This window comes from Rhizobium sp. CF142, assembly GCF_000281145.1.
GTDB lineage: Bacteria > Pseudomonadota > Alphaproteobacteria > Rhizobiales > Rhizobiaceae > Rhizobium.
Genome location: NZ_AJWE01000089.1, coordinates 61,936 through 80,410, shown reverse-complemented (window position 1 = coordinate 80,410; position 18,475 = coordinate 61,936). Strand labels below are relative to the sequence as shown.

Genomic DNA, 18,475 nt, shown 5'->3' with positions numbered 1-18,475 from the left:
GGGGATCATCTTGAGACACAGTTTCTTCTGCGTCGACGCCCATACCTGCGGAAATCCGGTCCGGCTCGTTGCCGGTGGCGGTCCGCTTCTACCGCATGCGCCTATCGCTGAACGGCGGGAGATCTTCGTTCGCGATTACGACTGGGTCCGCAGGGCATTGATGTTCGAGCCGCGCGGCCACGACATCATGTCGGGCGCGATCATCTACCCGGCCTATCGCGATGATTGCGACTTCGCCGTCCTCTTCATCGAGGTGAGCGGCTGCCTGCCGATGTGCGGCGCGGGCACGATTGGCGTCGTGACCTCGGCGATCGAGGAGGGGCTCGTAAAGCCGCGAACCCCCGGCCGGGTGTCGATCGAAACGCCGGCGGGCAAGGTCGACGTTTTCTACGAGGAGAAAAATGGCTGCGTCGAACAGGTCCGCCTGTTTAACGTGCCAAGCTATCTGCACGAGCCGGATGTCATCGTCGATGTGCCGGGGCTCGGGCGGCTGCGTGTCGATATCGCCTATGGAGGCAATTATTACGCCGTCATCGAGCCGCAGGAAAACTGGACCGGCCTCGACGGGATGAGTGCTGCGGAAATCGTTCATTCAAGCAGGCTCCTCCGCGACGCGCTGGCCGGCATCTGTGACCCAATCCACCCTAATGACGAACGAATTCGCGGCGTTCACCACGCGATCTGGTGTGACCATCCGGTCAACGAGGATTCGGATGGCCGCTGCGCCGTCTTCTACGGTGACAAGGCGATCGACCGCTCGCCAGGCGGCACCGGGACCTCGGCGCGGATGGCGCAACTGTATGGAAAGGGCAGGCTTGCGACCGGCTCTTCCTATCGCCACGAGAGCCTGATCGGCACGAGATTCGAGGGCAGGGTGGAGGCCGAGGCAGAGATCGGACCCTACAGCGGAATTTTGCCGAGCATCGGCGGCTGGGCGCGGATCATCGGCCATAACACGATCTTCGTCGATGACCGCGACCCCCTTGCGCACGGCTTCCAGATAGAATGAATTCGACGCTTCAGGAACGAGGAGGCATTACGTGAGACCAGAAGATTTTCGATCGGGAGACAGCGCTGCCGCGCCCAAGCAGCTCAAGGTCGGTTTCGTCCTTGCGCGCTCCTTCACGCTCTCGGCATTCGCCCTCTTCGTCGACACGCTGCGCTTGGCGAGCGACCAATTTGACCGTTCCGGACGCGTGCGGGCTGACTGGCAGGTGCTTGGCAGTACGCGTCACCTCATTGCGTCGAGCTGCGGCGTACAGGTGGCGCCGACCTCTGACTTCGTCGATCCGTCCCGCTTTGACTATATCGTCGTCGGCGGCGGACTGCTGACTGTCGATCGGCCGGTCGACCAGGAGACCATCACTTTCCTCAAGCGGGCCTCGGCGCAGCGTGTCCCCCTGATCGGCCTCTGCACCGGGACCTTCATTCTCGCCGAGGCAGGGTTGATGGCGAACCATGAGGCCTGTGTCAGCTGGCTGCATGTCAAAGCGTATCGAGAAAGATTTCCCGACCTGCCGGTGCGTTCCGACAGGCTGTTCAATCTCGATCGGCGCCGCGGATCCTGCGCGGGTGGAAGCAGTGCAGCCGACATGGCAGCCCTTCTTGTGCGGCGATCGATCAGCCTGGAGGCCGAGCGCAATGCACTCGAGGTCCTGCAGATCGAAAAGGCCCGCTCGCCGGCAGACACGCAGCCACATCGGCCACTCTATGAGAATTACGAGGACGATCGCGTCAGGGCGGCAATGATCACGATGGAACAGCATATGGAGTTTGGCATCTCCATTCCCGCACTCGCTTCCTCAGTCGGTCTTTCACGCCGTCAACTCGAACGGATTTTCCTGGAGAAAGCGGGAATGTCGCCGGCCCAGGCCTATAAGCGCGTGCGTCTGGGACGCGCCAAAGCCCTGCTTGCGCATTCGAAGCGCACGATGATCGAGATCGCTCTTGATGTCGGTTTCGAGAACGCCTCTCACTTCACGCGCGCGTTCAAGCGCACATTCGGCGTGACGCCTTCGCAGGTGCGCGCAACGCTCGCAGACATTCATTGAGATGCGCTGCGTTAGAACGATCAGGGAGCTCTGGCACCGTCCGGTCCGTTCGCTAAAGTGGCGCGCTACCCGCGGAATTCTGTTTTTCGGCGGAAAGGAAGACGTTGTCCAGCACCTCAGTGATCCACGACCAGATCACTGAGCGGCTTGGAGCAGCAGGGCAGAAACAGGCCGGCGTCGATTTCGCGCTGCCGGATACCGCCATTGTGGTTCATCTCGACCGATCCCGACACAAGCTTGCACTTGCACGTGCCACAAACGCCATTTGAGCAGGAGGAAGGCAGGCGTACTCCAGACTTCTTGGCTGCCGACAGGACCGTCTGCTCGCTCGATACCGCAATCGTCCGGCCTTGCTTCTTGAATTCCACCTGCCAGGCTTTGGCAGAAATGGCCTCTTCCAACAGGGGCGCCGGATCCTCGATAACCGCGGCATCGAAGCTCTCTTCGATGTAGCGGCCAGGGGCGACGCCGAGCTGCGTGGAAATCGAACGGGCTGCCGCCATGAACGGCGCCGGACCACAGCACATCACTGTACGCTCGGCAATGTCTGGCACAGCTAGCCTCACGAAATCCGGCGAAATCCGCCCGGCAAGGCCTGGCCATGACGGTTCTCCGTAGACGCTCTCGGGAAGGAAATGGAGCCGCAATCCGCTCATGCGGGAAGCAAGGTAGGCGAGTTCGTCTCGAAAGATCAGGTCGAGCGGCGTTCGGGCCGCATGCAGGAAGACCACATCGGCTGGTTCGCAACGATCGGCAAAGTCCCGAACGATCGACATGACCGGCGTGATGCCCGAACCGCCTGAGAGCAGGAGAAGTTTCGGGGAGCCTTCCGGTCGGACGAAATGGCCAAGCGGTCCCTGCGCCTTGACCACCATTCCTCTTGCCAGGTTGTCATGAAGCCAGTTCGAAACCTTGCCGTTGACGACCCGCTTGACCGTCACCGCAAAGGCCCTGGTGCGGTGTGGCGAGGAGGAGATGCTGTAGCAGCGCGCCTCGGCATCGTCTTCCATCGGAAAATCGAAGAGGAAATACTGGCCGCTTTCGAAGGCGAAATGCTTGCCGTTCGGAGACGCGAAGGTGAAGCTCTTGACGTCATGCGTCTCCTGCTGGATGTCGATGCAGACGAGCGTGTCGTCCTGTTCGGGGTCCCAGATATCGCGGCTGTCTGCCAGACCCTTCTTGCACACAAGTTCAGTAGCCATTGGCGCGCATCCGGTCGATATACCACGTTGCGAACTTGTCGAGATTGGTCTCCGAGAACCGCGAATAGGGGCCAGGCCGATAGGCGGGATCGAGGGCGCCAGCATGCGAACGTGCCACAAGATCGGCATCCTGGTCGGTCGTGGCGATCCAGACATCGGTCAGCTTGTCAAAATCGTAATCGACCCCTTCCACCGCGTCCTTGTGGACCAGCCATTTCGTTCTGACGAGCGTCTTGCCCGCTGAAAGAGGGATGACGATCGCGACGACCGCATGGTCGCCCATGAAGTGATTCCAGGAATTGTGGCCCCACAAATGTGTGTCGCCGAGATCCTTTCTCGTCATCTGACCGAGTAGTTTCGAAGAGGCCGCCGTCGCGTCATGGGTCTGGGATTGGCCGGCGCCGGAAATGATCAGGCGCTGGGTCCTGAAATTGGTAGCGCAATCGACGAGCTGCTCGACGGCGCGGGATGGAAATCCGTCCGCTTCCCAAGCGGTTGTTCGCGCCTCATAGAGACGGAAATGCTCTTCAGCCTGTGCCCGATCCTCGGGGCTCAGCGCGTCCGGATCGAAGCCGAAATCGAGATCGACGAAGGATACGCAAAGCTCGGGATGGTTTGCCGAGCAATGGTAACACTCCCGGTTATTCTCCATCGTCAGTTTCCAGTTGCCGTCCTCGACGACATCGGTCTGATGGGCGATCTTCGCGTTCTGGATGTCGTAGGGCGCGAGGCGCTCTCCCATCGTCCGTTCCAGGATCTCGATATCCTCTGGTGGATCGTCCGAGAAGCAGACATAGATCAGGCCGCCGATGGACCTGAAGGACACCTGCTTCAGTCCGTGACACTCTTTGTCGAAATCCCTGCCCATATGCGGCGCGTAACTCAGTTCGCCCGTCAGCTCGTAGGTCCAGGTGTGGTAGGGACAGACAAGCTTGGAAACAATCGTCTTGCCGGCGTCGAGCAGGCGAGAGCCGCGATGGCGACAGACATTGTGAAGCACGCGAATTTCGCCATCGTCATCCCGCAGCAGAATAAGGCTTGTCCTGCCGATGTCGATAACAGTGGCATCGCCAGGCTCCGGGACGTCGCAGTCCAGGCCGACGCAGATCCAGTGCTTATGGAAGAAGACCTCGAGATCCGCCGCGAAAACGTCTTCGCGCGTGTAGAGACCTGCGGGAAGCGAATGGCCGTTGGTGCGCGCATCAAGAAGAGAAGATATGGAGGAAGCGAGCTTGTTTAGCATGAGAACGCCTTATGTTTGTTTCTCTCACACTGCGCTTGCAATCCAGGCTATTCAACGGCATTAATTCTTACGCTCGCATAACGAAAAGTAATGTTACGGATCATCGGATGCAGTTTCGGAGGCGCCTGCCGTCACTGACGGCACTGATCATGCTGGAGGCGGTCTTGCGCCGGAGGAGTTTCACCGCCGCTGCCGGAGAGCTTGGTGTAACCCAGGCGGCCGTCAGCCGGCAGATAGCCCTCCTCGAGGAAGAGCTTGGCCTTCCCATGTTCATCCGGAAGCACCGCGCGATCGAGCCGACCGCGGCATGCCTTACACTGGGGGCGTCGCTGACACAGAGCCTTTCGAACATTTCCGAGGCGATCGAAGCGATAAAATCCTCGGCCCAGGACATCGTGACCATCGGTGCGACGGTCGCGTTCTCGTCCTTCTGGCTGTTGCCGCGTCTTGCCGATTTCCGTTCACAAAATCCTGGGATTCAAATCCGGGTCGTGTCACAGGACAGCAGGATCGACCTGGATTCAGGGGAGATCGATATCGCGATCAGGTACGGGCTTCCCCCGTTTGACGACGGCAGCGTCATCGCGTCGCGCGGGGACGTCATCATGCTCGTGTGCGCCCCTGATTATCTCGCGAGACGAGTGGGAGGACCCTTGTCGGCGGCTGACGACTTCATAGAAACCGATGTTCAAGATCGATCGTGGCTCTCCTGGAGCCAGTGGTTGTCAAGCCGTGAACTTCAGTTCGACATAAGGCCCAGCTTACGCTTCAATCACTATACCGAGACGGTCTTTGCAGCGCGTTCTGGCCAGGGCCTCGCGCTTGGATGGCGCGCGCTCGTACAGACTTTTCTCGACGACGGCACGCTGGTTGCTTTCGACGAAATCCGATTCCCATCGGCGGCGCGATACAATGTCGTGCTTCCGGCAAAACCAAGGAGGACAGTCGCGGTCGACCGCGCCTCCGCCTGGTTAACCGCCGCCTTGCACGATCACTAGCGCAAGTTCAATCGCCGGTCGGGTTACTATTAAATCAGAATATGTCTCGTCGGCTAATGATCGTGGTTTACCAAGTCGCCTAAGCGACGCGCCGGTCCGATTCTCATCAAGGCGTGAAAGCAATTAAGGATCAGCCGTGTCGCTTGTCCAGCCGCATGCGCTCGATGATGTGGCGGCCTGAACCTTCAACGTGGCGTCCGATGGCGCGAGCTGCGCCTTCTACATCCTGGCTCATGATGCAGGCGATCAGTTCGCGGTGCTCCTCCAGAACGTTCGACTGCCGGATAAGCGAGGTTTGGAAACCCCGGCTGATTGCCCAAAGAATCTGACGGTGCCGCACCCAGAGGTCGACTGCGTGACGATTGTAATGCCGGTCATACATCAGCCGGTGGAATTGCATATCCAGATTGGAATGCTTCATCTCGTCGGCAAAGTTCAGTGCCTCGATCTCCGCCTGGATGCGTTCCAGTTCCTCGACATCGGCCTTGGTGGCGATGCCGACGAACCAGCGGGTCAGAGCCGGCTCGATGAGCACTTCGATTTCGCAAATATCGCGCACGAAGTCTTCATCGATCGGCCGCACGCGCGCGCCGCGGTTGGGAGCCATGACGACGAAGCCTTCGCCGCGCAGCTGCTGCAGCGCCTCGCGCACCGGATTGGTAGAGGTTCCCATGCGGCTCGCAAGCTCCGCGATCTTCAGGCGCTCGTTGGCCTTCAGGCGGCCATGGATGATGTCGTCGCGCAGGCGCTCGTAGATGGAAGCGCCACCGTCCTCGACGAAGTCGTCACCCTCTGATGCCGGATGTCCCATGCTTGTCATCGTGCTCATGAGCTTGCTTTTAATGCATTTTCGCCGTGTTTGCCAAGAGCAAAACAAATAAGTTCATACATTCAGATTGACAAATAATGTACGATCTGAAAGTTTTCATTCAACACGAAGCCGCAACAGCTATCGTGAACAAGGGATGGAAACCGGCGGAGAGGGCCGGCTATCAGGAGGAGAAAATATGGGTTACCAGCAAACGCTGCGTGGCCTCGTCGTGTCGACGGGGCTGTTAGGTGCTGCCATCCTGGGATCGATGGTCCCGGCCTGGGCGGTCGATTTCAAACAGGCGCCGATGCTCGACGAGCAGGTCAAGGGCGGCAAGCTGCCCGCGGTCGCCGATCGCCTTCCGGAGCATCCCTATGTCGAGACCATGGTCGACGGCATCGGCAAATATGGTGGCACTCTGCGCACCACGATCCTCGCCAACGGCGACCAGTACAATCTGACCCGCACCATCGCCAATGAGTTGCTGGTTCGCTGGGATCCGGCCTGGCAGAAGGTCGTCCCGTCGCTGGCGGAAGAATTTACCGCATCTGAAGACGCGACCACCTATACTTTCAAGCTGCGTAAGGGCCTGAAGTGGAGCGATGGCCAGCCGTTCACGGCTGACGACATCATGTTCTGGTACGAAGACGTGTTCATGAACAACGCGCTCTCGCCGGCCAAGAACCCGACCTTTACGGTCGCCGGCAAGCCGGTGAAAGTGCGCAAGATCGACGATCTCACGGTCGAATTCAAATTCGACTCGCCCTACGGCCTCTTCCTGCAGCAGCTCGCCTATGGCCAGGGCCATCTGCCGGTCATTTACCCGAAGCACTATCTGAAGCAGTTCCACGAGAAATATAACAAGGACGGCATCCCGGCGCTCCTGAAGGCCAATCCGGCCGCCGGCGACTGGGTGGCGCTCTTCAACTCGAAGGTTTCGCTGACCTTCCAGCCGCCCTATTGGCAGAACCTCGAGCTGCCGACCATGAACCCGTGGGTGCTGACGGTTCCCTACGCCGATAGCGATCGCGTCGTTGCGACCCGCAATCCCTACTACTGGAAGATCGATCCTGATGGTAACCAGCTTCCCTATATCGACGGCGTCACCTGGGCCAAGCTCGACGACCCGCAGCTGATGGCGCTGAAGATGACCTCTGGCGAGTTCGATTTCGCTTTCCGCCACATCAATAACTCGACCTTCAAGTCGGTGCTGTTCGACGGCCAGGAAACCGGCAACTACCGCTTCGTCGACGTCAAGGACCTGCCGGCCAACGACGCAGTCATCCTGCTCAACCTGAACTCCACCGATGATGTGAAGCGCAAGCTCTTCCAGAACAAGGACTTCCGCATCGCACTCAGCCACGCGATCAATCGTCAGGAGATCATCGATCTCGTCTATGTCGGCCAAGGTGCGCCGGCACAGGTCGCAACGCAGCCGGAGCACGAGCTCTTCAACGAGCGCGAGGCGACACAATATACGGAGTTCGATCCGAAGCTCTCCAACGAGATGTTCGACAAGATCATGCCGAAGAAGGATGCCGAGGGCTTCCGTCTCGATGAGACGGGCAAGCGCTTCACCATCAACTTCATGGTCGCAGACGTCTTCGGTCTTTCTTATCCCGATGTGATGCAGATGGTGCAGAAATACGCCAAGGAAGTCGGCATCGATATCCAGCTTCGCACCACCGACCGCGCCCGCCTGAACACGATGTGGTCCGCCAACGAGCAGGATGCCTATATCTGGAACTGCGTCGGTGGCCTGTCTGAAGTCTACACCGATCCGCGCTGCTATATGCCGTTCCAGAAGGCCGACATCTTCTTCGCGATGCGCTGGAGCGAATGGTATTCGAACCATGCGACGGGCGAAGAGCCGCCGGAACAGATCAAGGCGCTGATGGCGGCCTATGACAAGGTCAATGCCGCCGTCACCGATGACGATCGTCGCAACAAGATGAAGGAATTCCTCAATCTGTCGGCCGACAACTTCCTCAACATCGGTATCTCGCGCCCCATGCCGAAATACATGATGGTGTCGAAGAACCTGAAGAATGTCGTCAACGGTATCCCGATCACCGGCAACCTCTGGCATCCGGCTCCGACGCTGACCCAGTGGTATTTCGACAAGGCCAATTGAGGCTCCTCCCAGAGCCGGTGGGGGTATCATGTCTCCGCCGGCCACCCCTTCGATCCTATCGAACGGTCTGAAATCATGCTCGGTTATATTGCCAAGCGGCTTGTGTTCGCGATCCCGACACTGTTTGCCGTCTCCATCATCGCCTTCATCATCATCCAATTGCCGCCAGGGGATTACCTGACGACCCTCATGGCCGACTGGGCAAGCCAGGGTGGTGCTGTGGAAGAGGGAACCGTTGCCGCCATGCGCGAGCGCTACGGCCTCGATCAACCGATGTACTTCCAATATTACAAATGGATTGCCGGCATCCTGCTGCATGGCGACTTCGGCATCTCCTTCGAGCTCGGCAAGCCGGTCACGGAGCTGATCTGGGGCCGCCTCGGCTTCTCGCTACTGCTCTCTTTCCTGACGCTGTGCTTCGTCTGGGCAGTCGCTATCCCGATCGGTATCCTCTCGGCGGTGCGGCAATATTCGATCTCCGATTATTCGGCGACCTTCCTTGCCTTCTTCTTTCTCGCCGTGCCTGACTTCCTGATGGCGCTTTCGGCCATGTATATAATGTCGGCCTATTTCGGCCAGAGCGTCGGCGGCCTCTTCTCGCCCGATTATGTCGATGCAGCCTGGAGCTTCGGCAGGCTCATCGATTTCGCCCAGCATGTCTGGCTGCCGGTCATCATTATCGGCCTCGGTTCGCTCGCAGCGCTCGTGCGCATCATGCGTGCGAACCTGCTCGATGAACTCTCGAAACCCTATGTGACGACAGCACGCGCCAAAGGCATGTCCGAATTCGAACTCCTGATCCGCTACCCGGTGCGCCTTGCGCTCAACCCGCTGATCTCGACACTCGGCTGGATCCTGCCCGCGGTCATTTCAGGCGAAATCATCGTCTCTGTCGTCATGAGCCTGCCGACGACGGGACCGCTCTTGCTGCGCGCACTGCTCGCACAGGACATGTATCTCGCTGGGTCGCTCATTCTCTTGATCTCGGTGCTGACAATCATCGGCACGCTGATTTCCGACATCCTGCTCGCCATCACCGACCCGCGGATCCGGTTCCAATGACAGATATCACCCATCTCCCGCCGGATACCGGCCCGTCCGTCAATCTCACCGGCAAGGATATTGCCGTTGCCGGCCAGTGGCAGCTCTTCTGGCTGAAATTCAAGAAGCACAAGATCGCGCTGGCGAGCCTCGTCGTCATCGTCTTCATGTATCTTGTCGCAGCTTTCGCCGATTTCATCGCGCCGCTCGATCCGAATGCAACGAACGCGCGCTTCACCTATGCGCCGCCGCAGGGCCTGTCGCTCCTGCTCGATGGCTCCTTCCGCCCGCATGTCAGCCAGCTGAAAATGACGCTGAACACGGAATCCATGCGGCGCGAATTTGCGCCCGACCCGACAAAGCCCGTCGATGTCGGCTTCTTCGTCCAGGCGCCGCAACCCTATTACCTGCTCGGCTTTATTCCGATGCAGACCAAGCTCTTCGGCCTCAGGAACCCGATGCCGGGCGACAGCATGTATATTTTCGGTGCCGACCGCCTCGGCCGCGATATTTTTTCGCGTGTCGTGCACGGCGCCAAGATCTCGTTGTCGATTGGCCTTGTCGGTGTCTTCATGAGCCTCGTGCTTGGCGTGACCATCGGTGGCATCTCCGGCTTCTTTGGCGGCTGGGTCGATCTTGGCATCCAGCGCATGATCGAGCTGCTGCGCTCCATCCCAACGATCCCGCTATGGATGGGCCTTGCTGCCGCTATCCCAGTCGGCTGGCCGCCGCTGCGGACCTATTTCGTCATCACCCTGATCGTCTCGCTCATCGGCTGGACCAGTCTTGCGCGTGAAGTGCGCGGCAAGTTCCTGTCGCTGCGCAATGAGGATTTCGTCATCGCCGCGCGCTTGGACGGCATGAGCGAGATCGGCATCATCTTCAATCATCTGGTGCCCTCCTTCATGAGCCACATCATCGCGACGCTGACGCTCGCGATCCCTTCGATGATCCTGGCTGAGACGGCGCTTTCATTCCTCGGTATCGGCCTGCAGCCGCCAATCATTTCCTGGGGCGTGCTGTTGCAGGAGGCGCAGAATATCCGCGCTGTGGCGCAGGCGCCTTGGCTCCTGTTCACGCCGGCTGCTGCTATCGTCATCTCGGTGCTTTCCCTCAACTTCCTCGGCGACGGTCTCCGCGATGCCGCAGATCCCTACGAGTCGGTTTCATGACCATGACAGATGATACGATCCTCAAGGTCGATGACCTCAAGACCTATTTCCCGACCCGCACGGGCGTCTTCAAGGCGGTCGATGGTGTCTCCTTCGAGCTGAAGCGCGGCAAGACGCTTTGCGTCGTCGGCGAATCCGGTTCCGGGAAGTCGGTGACCGCCCGCTCCATCCTGCAGATCGTCGATCGACCCGGCCGTATCGAGGGCGGCTCGATCGTCCTGACGCGTGCCGATGGCTCTTCGACCGACCTTGCCAAGCTCGATCCGCGCGGCAAGGACATCCGCGGCGTGCGCGGCAAGGAGATCGCGATGATCTTCCAAGAGCCGATGAGTTCGCTGTCGCCGGTCCACCGCATCGGCACGCAGATCGGCGAGGCGCTGCGCATCCATTTCGGCATCAGAGGCGAACAGCAGCGCGAGCGCGTGCTCGAGCTGCTGCGGCAAGTGGAAATCCCGCGACCAGAAACGGCAATCGACCGTTACACGTTCGAATTCTCAGGCGGCATGCGCCAGCGCGTGATGATCGCCATGGCCCTTGCCTGCAATCCTTCTGTGCTGATCGCCGACGAGCCGACCACGGCTCTTGACGTGACGACACAGGCCGAGATACTCGACCTGATCCGCAAGCTGCAACAAAGCCACGGCATGGCTGTGCTCTTCATCACCCATGACATGGGCGTCGTTGCCGAAATCGCCGACGAAGTGCTCGTCATGTACCGCGGCAAGGTGATGGAGAGGGGGCCGGTCGAGCAGATCTTTCATGCCCCGCAGGACGATTATACCCGCCGCTTGATCGGCTCGGTCGTCAAGCTGGAGCACAAAGCGGAAGTGCGCCTGTCGCGCCCGTCGATTCCGGTGGAGGCGCCGCCGCTTCTGGAGGTGAAGAACCTTTCACTGACCTTCCCGACCGGCCTGCGCGCTGTCGATGATGTGTCGTTGATTGTGCGTCCGGGCGAAACGCTCGGCATCGTCGGTGAATCCGGTTCCGGCAAGACGACGATGGGGCGTTGCCTGCTGCGCATCTACGATCCGCAATCCGGCGCCATGGACTATCGCCGCAAGGACGGCACTACCGTCGAACTGCGCACCACCGATAAGGCAACGCTGAAGGATGTGCGGCGCGATATTCGCATGATCTTCCAGGACCCGGTCGGTTCGCTCAGCCCGCGCAAGACGGTCGGCCAGATCATCGCTGAGCCGCTGAAGCTCGCCGGTATGAAAGGCAAGCCACTCGACGACAGGGTTGCCGAACTCATGCAGCAGGTCGGCCTCGAGCCCGCATGGCGGGAACGCTACCCGCATGCCTTTTCCGGCGGTCAACGCCAGCGCATCGGTATTGCACGCGCAATCGCCGTCAAGCCGCGCCTGATCATTGCCGACGAAGCGACCTCGGCGCTCGACGTTTCGCTCCGCTCGCAGATGCTGGACCTGATGATGAAGCTGCAGGATGAGCTTGGCCTCTCCTATGTCTTCATCTCGCACGACATGTCGGTCATCCGCTACATGTGCGACCGCGTGGCGGTCATGTATCGCGGCAAGATCGTCGAGGCCGGCGAGACCGATCAGGTCGTTAACAATCCGGCGCATGACTACACGCGTGCGCTGCTCTCGGCCATTCCCCATCCCGACCCGCGCGACCGGCGCATTCACAACCGGTTCCGCTACGACCCCACACGTACAGTTTCAGCCAACGGATAAGTCATGAAAATTACCGACGTCAAAATCATTGTCTGCTCGCCGGGCCGCAACTTCGTCACCGTCAAGATCTTCACCGATGAAGGCCTGACGGGCGTCGGTGACGCCACGCTGAACGGCCGCGAAAAGGCCGTCGTCGCCTATCTGCAGGATCACCTGGCGCCGCTTCTGATCGGCCGTGATCCCTCGCGAATCGAGGATATCTGGCAATATTTCTACAAGGGTGCCTATTGGCGCCGCGGCCCGGTGACAATGGCGGCCATCGCTGGCATTGATACCGCACTTTGGGACATCAAGGCCAAGGCCGCCAATATGCCGCTCTATCAGCTGCTCGGCGGCGCGAGCCGCGAAAAGGTGCTCTGCTACACGCATGCCCAGGGCACGGATATTGCAGAAGCCGTCGAGGCGGTGGGCCGGCGCATCGAGCAGGGTTACAAGGCAATTCGCGTACAGGTCGGCATTCCCGGCCTGCCTGACGTCTACGGCACGGGCAAGAAATCCGTTACCAACAATGCAAACGATGATGCGGTGCCGCATGAGGAAGTCTGGTCGACCTCGAAATATCTGCGCCACATCCCCAAACTGTTCGAAGCCGTTCGCGAGGCGCATGGTCCAGATATCGAACTGCTGCACGATACGCATCACCGTCTGACGCCGATCGAGGCGGCCCGCCTCGGCAAGGATCTGGAATTCGCTCGTCTCTTCTGGTTGGAAGATACGGTCGCGGCAGAACATCAGGAAGGTTTCCGCCTTATCCGCAAGCACACGACGACGCCGCTTGCCGTCGGCGAGGTGTTCAACACGATCTGGGACGCGCGCCTGCTGATCGAAGAGCAGCTGATCGACTATATCCGCACGACGACGGTACATGCCGGCGGCATCACGGCGCTCCGCCGCATCATGGATTACGCGAGCGTCTACAATGTGCGCACCGCCTGCCACGGCGCGATGGACATGTCGCCGATCTGCCTTGGCGCCAACCTGCATCTTGACCTCTGGGTTCCGAACTTCGGCATCCAGGAATATTCCGGCTACCTGCCGGAAATCCTTGAAGTCTTCCCGAGCGCCTGGAGCCTTAGCGATGGCTACCTGCATCCGGGTGAGGCCGTCGGTCACGGCGTCGATATCGATGAGAAGCTTGCCGAGAAATATCCGTACCAGCGCGCTTACCTGCCCGTGAACCGTCTGGAAGACGGCACGCTGTGGCATTGGTAGGAGGAGGAAGAGATGAAGATTGCAGCGATCAAGACTTATGCCGTCAAGGTCGGCATCCGCAACCAGCTTCTGGTGAAGATCGAGACGGATGAGGGCATTTTCGGCTGGGGCGAGAGCGGTCTCTCCGGCCGCGAGAAGGCCGTGGTCGGCGCTCTCGAACATTATGCAGAATTCCTGCGCGGCCGCGATCCGTTCAAGATCGGCGCTCTCTGGCAGGAAATGTATCGCAGCCAGTATTTCGAAGGCGGTCGCGTGCTGCAGGCGGCAATCTCCGCCATCGATATCGCCCTTCACGATATCAAGGGCAAGGCGCTCGGCGTGCCGGTCTACGAACTGCTTGGTGGCAAGCAGCGTGATCGCATCCCGACCTTTGCCACGACCTTTGCCGAGCCGGGACCGGCCATGATCGAACAGGCACAGATGCTCGTCGAACACGGCTGGACGGCCATGCGCCTGTCGCCGTCAGGCCACGAGAACAAGGAGATCTACGAGCCGCGCGAGCACGTCGCCAATACCGCCAGATGGTGCGTCAAGGCGCGCGAGACGCTCGGCGACGACGTCGTTCTCGGTATCGACTATCACCATCGCCTGACGGTGGCCGAAGCCGCGAGCTTTTGCCAGAAAATGCCGAAGGGCACGCTCGACTTCCTCGAAGAACCGATCCGCGACGAGACGCCGAGTGCCTATGAAGCGCTCAGGCGCATGACGGATGTTCCCTTCGCGATCGGCGAGGAATTCTCCTCGAAATGGCAATTCCTGCCGTACATCGAGCGCGACATCCACCAGTTCAACCGGCTCGACGTCTGCAATGTCGGCGGCCTGACGGAATCAATGAAGGTCGCCGGCTGGAGTGAAACGCACTACGTCGACATGATGCCGCACAATCCGTTGGGGCCGGTCTGCACGGCAGCGACGATCCACTTCTCCGCAGCTGTTGCGAACTTTGCCTGGCTGGAGACTCGCGCAAGCCCGGCCGAAACCCATCTCGGCTTCGACAATTCCGACTTCTTCCCGGTCCAGCCGCGGCTTGAAGGCGCCCATTACGTGGTCTCTGATGCTCCGGGCCTTGGCATCGAGGTCAATGAGGAGCTGATCGCCAAGCAGAGCTTCGAGTACTGGGAAGCACCGCACCTGCGGCGGAGAGATGGGTCGCATACGAACTGGTAGCCGTCGCGCGCTTTATGAGGACTGGAGGGTGGTCGGCGATCGCGAGAGGCGACTGATGGCGATCCCGACCTGAAAGCGGAACACTCGGTCGTGGGGCAGTCGGTCCCGCTTCTGCTGCGCAGTTGTAAGAAGTCGCGGGCGTTATCAATGCCATAGGCCGTCACTTCGGAAGTGTTAACGGAAGAGTTCGCCGGAAAATTTGCAGCTGTTCGGCTCTCATCAAGGCGCCCGTTTTACTCAATTCTGGCATTTCATGTATTCCTGCATACGCCCTATGAGCTCATCGAGAACTGCGATCCTCTCAGCACCGGCAGGCCGTATCGCGAAATACGAGACCTCGATCTTCGGATCGAATGGAATGGCGACGGCATCCGCTGCAGCAGATCTGAGGCTGATCTCGTCAACGATGCCCACTCCCATGCCTGCGGCCGCAAAATAGCAGCAGTTCAGCATGGACGTTTCCATCGTACTGACTGGCTGATGTTCTTCTCCGGAAAAGGCGCGATCGAGCGCCAGCCTGAGCGGTGAGTTCCGGCCAGGGATAAGGACGCGGTCATCCAAAAGGTCCGCCGGCGTGATTACCGAGCGCGAGGCCAAGCGGTGACTGGCATGCATCGCGGCGACGGCGCTCGCACTGTGCAGAAGAACGGCATTCTTGTCGGCCATGCGTGGCGAGCTGAAAACGAATCCCAAATCGTACCGGTTCTGCTCGACCATGTCCCATATAAAGCGGCTGTTTTCGACGTCGATGACCAAAGGAATGTCCAAGCGCTCGCCGACCGTGTCGATGATCGCGCGATGCAGGTAGGGACGCACCACCGACGTTACACTGCCAATTCGCAGCACGGTATTCTTGTGCAGACGGATATCGTCGGCAGCCTGAGCGATCTGGTCGAGGCCAAGATAAAGCCGCTCGACTTCCCCGTAGAGCTTCGTCGCCTCGATCGTCGGAACGAGCCGCGCGCCGATGCGCTCGAAGAGCGTCATCCCCACGGCATCTTCGAGGTCGCGGATCAGACGGCTGACTGCCGGCTGTGTGACGTTCATCGCCTCGGCAGCGGCCGTAACACCTCCGGCCATCATGACGCCTCTAAACGCTTCGACCTGGCGCGGCTTCAATCGCAAACCATTCCTCCCCATAATATTTAGGCATAGACCGAACACAAAATGCAATTTTTCTTTTCTTAGTGGAAGCTTTAATTGCAGTCATCCCGCAGGGAGAGCGCGGGGATTGGACAACCCGGAGGAGTCCCCACCATGAAATTTTCCGCTTTCGCAGCCGCATTGGCAGCGTCCGTTTTTGCCATGCCGCTCGCAAGCCATGCAAAGGACCTCACCGTCGGTCTCGCCGCCTCGACGACGTCAATGGATCCGCAGTTCTACGTCGTCGGTCCAAACAGCGCGATGGCGCGCAACATCTTCGACGGCCTCGTCAACCAGGACGCCAAGCAGCAGATCGAGCCTGCGCTCGCCGTTTCCTGGAAGACGATTGACGACACGAGCTGGGAGTTCAAGCTGCGTGAGGGCGTCAAATTCCACGACGGCACCGATTTCACGGCAGAAGACGTCGTCGCCAGCATCAAGCGCATCCCGCTCGCATCCACCAACAGCCCGAGCTCCTTTGCGGCTTATGTGAAGGCGATTACGGAAGTGACTGCGGTCGATCCGCTGACCGTGCGCATCAAGACATCAGGCCCGACGCCGCTTTTGCTCAACAACCTCAGTCGCATCGCCATCCTGCCTTCCGAAATGGAAAAGGTAACGACCGGCGAGATGAACGCCGGCAAGGGCGTCATCGGCACCGGCCCGTTCAAGTTCGTCTCCTGGTCGCCGGATGACAATGTCGTCGTTGCCAGGAACGATGCCTATTGGGGTGACAAGGCCCAGTGGGACAAGATCACCTTTCGCGTCTTCAAGAACCCGAGCGCCCGCGTTGCCGCCATGCTCTCGGGCGATGTCGACATGATCGAAAGCATCCCGACGGCCGATACCCGCAGGCTCCAGGCATCCGACCAGCTGAAGGTCGTCAACATTGCCGGCAACCGTATCATGTATCTCCACATGGACCAGGCCCGCGCAGAGTCGCCGTTTGCCAAGGGACCGGACGGAAAGAACCCACTGCTGAAGCCGGAGGTGCGCCGTGCGCTTTCGCTGTCGATCAACCGCGAAGCGCTCGTCGATCGCATCATGGACGGGCAGGGCATGCCGGCTGGCCAGGTCGTGCCGGAAGGGTATTTCGGGTACGATCCGGCGATCAAGGTCGATGCCTATGATCCGAACAAGGCCAAGCAGCTGCTTGCCGAGGCCGGCTATCCGAACGGTTTCTCTCTGACCTTCCATGCCTCGAACGACCGCTACCCCAACGACTCCAAGGTTGCTCAGGCGATCGGCCAGTTCTTCAGCCGCATCGGTGTCAAGACCGAGGTCGCGACCCTGCCGGGCAGCGTCTATTTCACGCGCGCCTCCAACCTGGAGTTCAGCTTCATCATGGGTGGTGCTGCCGTCGAAACCGGCGAAGCCTCCGGCGTACTCGGCCCGATCCTCGAGACCTACGGTGAGAAAGCCGGCCAGGGCAACCGTGGCCGCTATTCCAACCCGGAATTCGACAAGGTTCTCAACGATGCACGCTCCACGCTCGACGACCCCAAGCGCGAGGAACTGCTGAAGAAGGCGACCGAAATCGCCATGGGCGACCTCGGCGTCATCCCGGTCTTCTACCTGGCGAACACCTGGGCCTTGAAAAAGGACCTCACCTACGCCGGTCGCTCCGACGGCTATACGCTTCCCTACTACGTGAAGCCGAACTGATCCTCGAAAGGAGCGACCCGCCATGTCCTTCGGTGGTGTATTCCCTTATCTCGTCTCGCCGATCGACATATCCGGCCAGGTGATGGAAGGCGTGCTCACAGACCTGGTGGATCATCTGATCGGCGAGGGCGTTCACGGGCTGGCGCCGCTCGGCAGCACCGGCGAATTTGCTTATCTCTCCGAAGAGCAGAGACGTCACGTCGTCGACACGGTGATTTCGGCCAATCGCGGCCGGGTCCCCGTCGTCGCCGGCGTGGCGTCGACTACGACCGCTGACGCCGTCGCCCAGACGGAATACATGGTCGAGGCCGGAGCTGATGGTATTCTCGCAATTCTCGAAGCCTATTTCCCGGTCAGTGACGAGGGTGTGGAGGCCTATTTTACGGCGATCGCCAAGGCTGCGAAGGGGCGTCCGGTGGTCCTATACACCAATCCGCAGTTCCAGCGTTCCGACCTCTCCCTGCCGGTGATCGAGCGGCTGAGTCGCATCGACAATATCCGCTACATCAAGGACGCCTCGACCAACACCGGCCGGCTTCTCTCAATCATCGAGCGTACACGCGGCCGGATGGAGGTATTTGCTGCCTCCGCGCATATTCCTGTCTGCGTGATGATGATCGGTGGGATCGGCTGGATGGCAGGCCCTGCCTGCATCGTGCCGAAGCAGAGCATCGCGCTCTACGGTGCAGCCAAAGCAGGTGACTGGGCGCATGCGATGGAGTTGCAGCGGCCGCTCTGGAAGGTCAACGAGATCTTTGCGAAGTACTCGATCGCTGCCTGCATCAAGACGGCGCTCGATTTACAGGGTTTTCCCGTCGGCGCGCCCATGGCGCCGCAAATGCCGCTGGACGAAGCGGCACGTGCGGAAATCGCCGGCGTGCTGCGCGACGTCGGCGCGCTTTGAGTTTTTCCTGATCCACACCTTGAAGGCATTTCAGA

At 60.0% G+C, this 18,475-nt stretch carries 15 protein-coding genes; 11 read left to right on the top strand and 4 right to left on the bottom strand.

Annotated elements, in window-relative coordinates:
• Positions 1 to 10 precede the first annotated feature (10 nt).
• Both PMI11_RS17655 and PMI11_RS17650 read left to right on the top strand, forming a co-directional pair.
• Entirely contained in the window at positions 11 to 1,009 is a 999-nt protein-coding gene (locus tag PMI11_RS17655) for a 4-hydroxyproline epimerase (protein WP_007819530.1), read from the top strand.
• A gap of 31 nt (positions 1,010 to 1,040) precedes the next feature.
• A complete protein-coding gene (locus PMI11_RS17650) occupies positions 1,041 to 2,051 on the top strand; it encodes a GlxA family transcriptional regulator (RefSeq protein ID WP_007819528.1) in 1,011 nt (336 codons plus the stop codon).
• A gap of 116 nt (positions 2,052 to 2,167) precedes the next feature.
• Here PMI11_RS17650 and PMI11_RS17645 read toward each other — a convergent pair whose 3' ends face one another.
• Both PMI11_RS17645 and PMI11_RS17640 read right to left on the bottom strand, forming a co-directional pair.
• On the bottom strand, positions 2,168 to 3,253 hold the full coding sequence (locus tag PMI11_RS17645) for a hybrid-cluster NAD(P)-dependent oxidoreductase (RefSeq protein WP_007819527.1): 1,086 nt from the start codon (positions 3,251 to 3,253) through the stop codon (positions 2,168 to 2,170).
• Entirely contained in the window at positions 3,243 to 4,496 is a 1,254-nt protein-coding gene (locus PMI11_RS17640; RefSeq protein ID WP_007819526.1) for an aromatic ring-hydroxylating oxygenase subunit alpha, read from the bottom strand. Before PMI11_RS17640 ends, PMI11_RS17645 begins: the two co-directional genes overlap by 11 nt.
• 107 nt (positions 4,497 to 4,603) lie before the next feature.
• Between PMI11_RS17640 and PMI11_RS17635 the strand changes: the two genes are divergently transcribed.
• Positions 4,604 to 5,494 carry a LysR substrate-binding domain-containing protein gene (locus PMI11_RS17635; RefSeq protein WP_007819525.1) on the top strand — a complete coding sequence of 297 codons (891 nt, stop codon included), beginning with the start codon at positions 4,604 to 4,606 and terminating at the stop codon, positions 5,492 to 5,494.
• Between the two features lie 130 nt (positions 5,495 to 5,624).
• Here the strand turns inward: PMI11_RS17635 and PMI11_RS17630 are convergent, their stop codons facing one another.
• Positions 5,625 to 6,314 (bottom strand): GntR family transcriptional regulator, encoded by a 690-nt coding sequence (locus PMI11_RS17630; protein WP_244430609.1) that lies wholly within the window; start codon positions 6,312 to 6,314, stop codon positions 5,625 to 5,627.
• 187 nt (positions 6,315 to 6,501) lie between these two features.
• On the opposite strand from PMI11_RS17630, the gene PMI11_RS17625 reads away from it, so the two are divergent.
• From PMI11_RS17625 to PMI11_RS17600, 6 genes are all read left to right on the top strand, one after another.
• Complete coding sequence (locus tag PMI11_RS17625; protein WP_007819523.1) at positions 6,502 to 8,439, top strand: ABC transporter substrate-binding protein; 1,938 nt, start codon at positions 6,502 to 6,504, stop codon at positions 8,437 to 8,439.
• A 75-nt stretch (positions 8,440 to 8,514) separates the two neighbouring features.
• Positions 8,515 to 9,501 (top strand): ABC transporter permease, encoded by a 987-nt coding sequence (locus tag PMI11_RS17620; protein ID WP_007819522.1) that lies wholly within the window; start codon positions 8,515 to 8,517, stop codon positions 9,499 to 9,501.
• Positions 9,498 to 10,652: an ABC transporter permease gene (locus PMI11_RS17615; protein WP_007819521.1), complete on the top strand. Its 1,155-nt coding sequence runs from the start codon at positions 9,498 to 9,500 to the stop codon at positions 10,650 to 10,652. Before PMI11_RS17620 ends, PMI11_RS17615 begins: the two co-directional genes overlap by 4 nt.
• A complete protein-coding gene (locus PMI11_RS17610) occupies positions 10,649 to 12,349 on the top strand; it encodes an ABC transporter ATP-binding protein (RefSeq protein WP_007819520.1) in 1,701 nt (566 codons plus the stop codon). Before PMI11_RS17615 ends, PMI11_RS17610 begins: the two co-directional genes overlap by 4 nt.
• A 3-nt stretch (positions 12,350 to 12,352) precedes the next feature.
• Positions 12,353 to 13,561, top strand: a complete 1,209-nt coding sequence (gene manD, locus PMI11_RS17605) for a D-mannonate dehydratase ManD (RefSeq protein ID WP_007819518.1) — start codon at positions 12,353 to 12,355, stop codon at positions 13,559 to 13,561.
• Between the two features lie 12 nt (positions 13,562 to 13,573).
• Positions 13,574 to 14,728, top strand: coding sequence for a mandelate racemase/muconate lactonizing enzyme family protein (locus tag PMI11_RS17600; RefSeq protein ID WP_007819497.1), 1,155 nt, complete (start codon positions 13,574 to 13,576; stop codon positions 14,726 to 14,728).
• Between the two features lie 237 nt (positions 14,729 to 14,965).
• On the opposite strand, the gene PMI11_RS17595 is transcribed toward PMI11_RS17600, so the two are convergent.
• A complete protein-coding gene (locus tag PMI11_RS17595; protein WP_244430598.1) occupies positions 14,966 to 15,847 on the bottom strand; it encodes a LysR family transcriptional regulator in 882 nt (293 codons plus the stop codon).
• A gap of 138 nt (positions 15,848 to 15,985) precedes the next feature.
• Here PMI11_RS17595 and PMI11_RS17590 point away from each other — a divergent pair, with 138 nt between their 5' ends.
• Positions 15,986 to 17,536, top strand: coding sequence for an ABC transporter substrate-binding protein (locus PMI11_RS17590; protein ID WP_007819495.1), 1,551 nt, complete (start codon positions 15,986 to 15,988; stop codon positions 17,534 to 17,536).
• A gap of 22 nt (positions 17,537 to 17,558) precedes the next feature.
• A complete protein-coding gene (locus PMI11_RS17585; protein ID WP_007819494.1) occupies positions 17,559 to 18,440 on the top strand; it encodes a dihydrodipicolinate synthase family protein in 882 nt (293 codons plus the stop codon).
• The last annotated feature ends 35 nt before the right edge of the window (positions 18,441 to 18,475 follow it).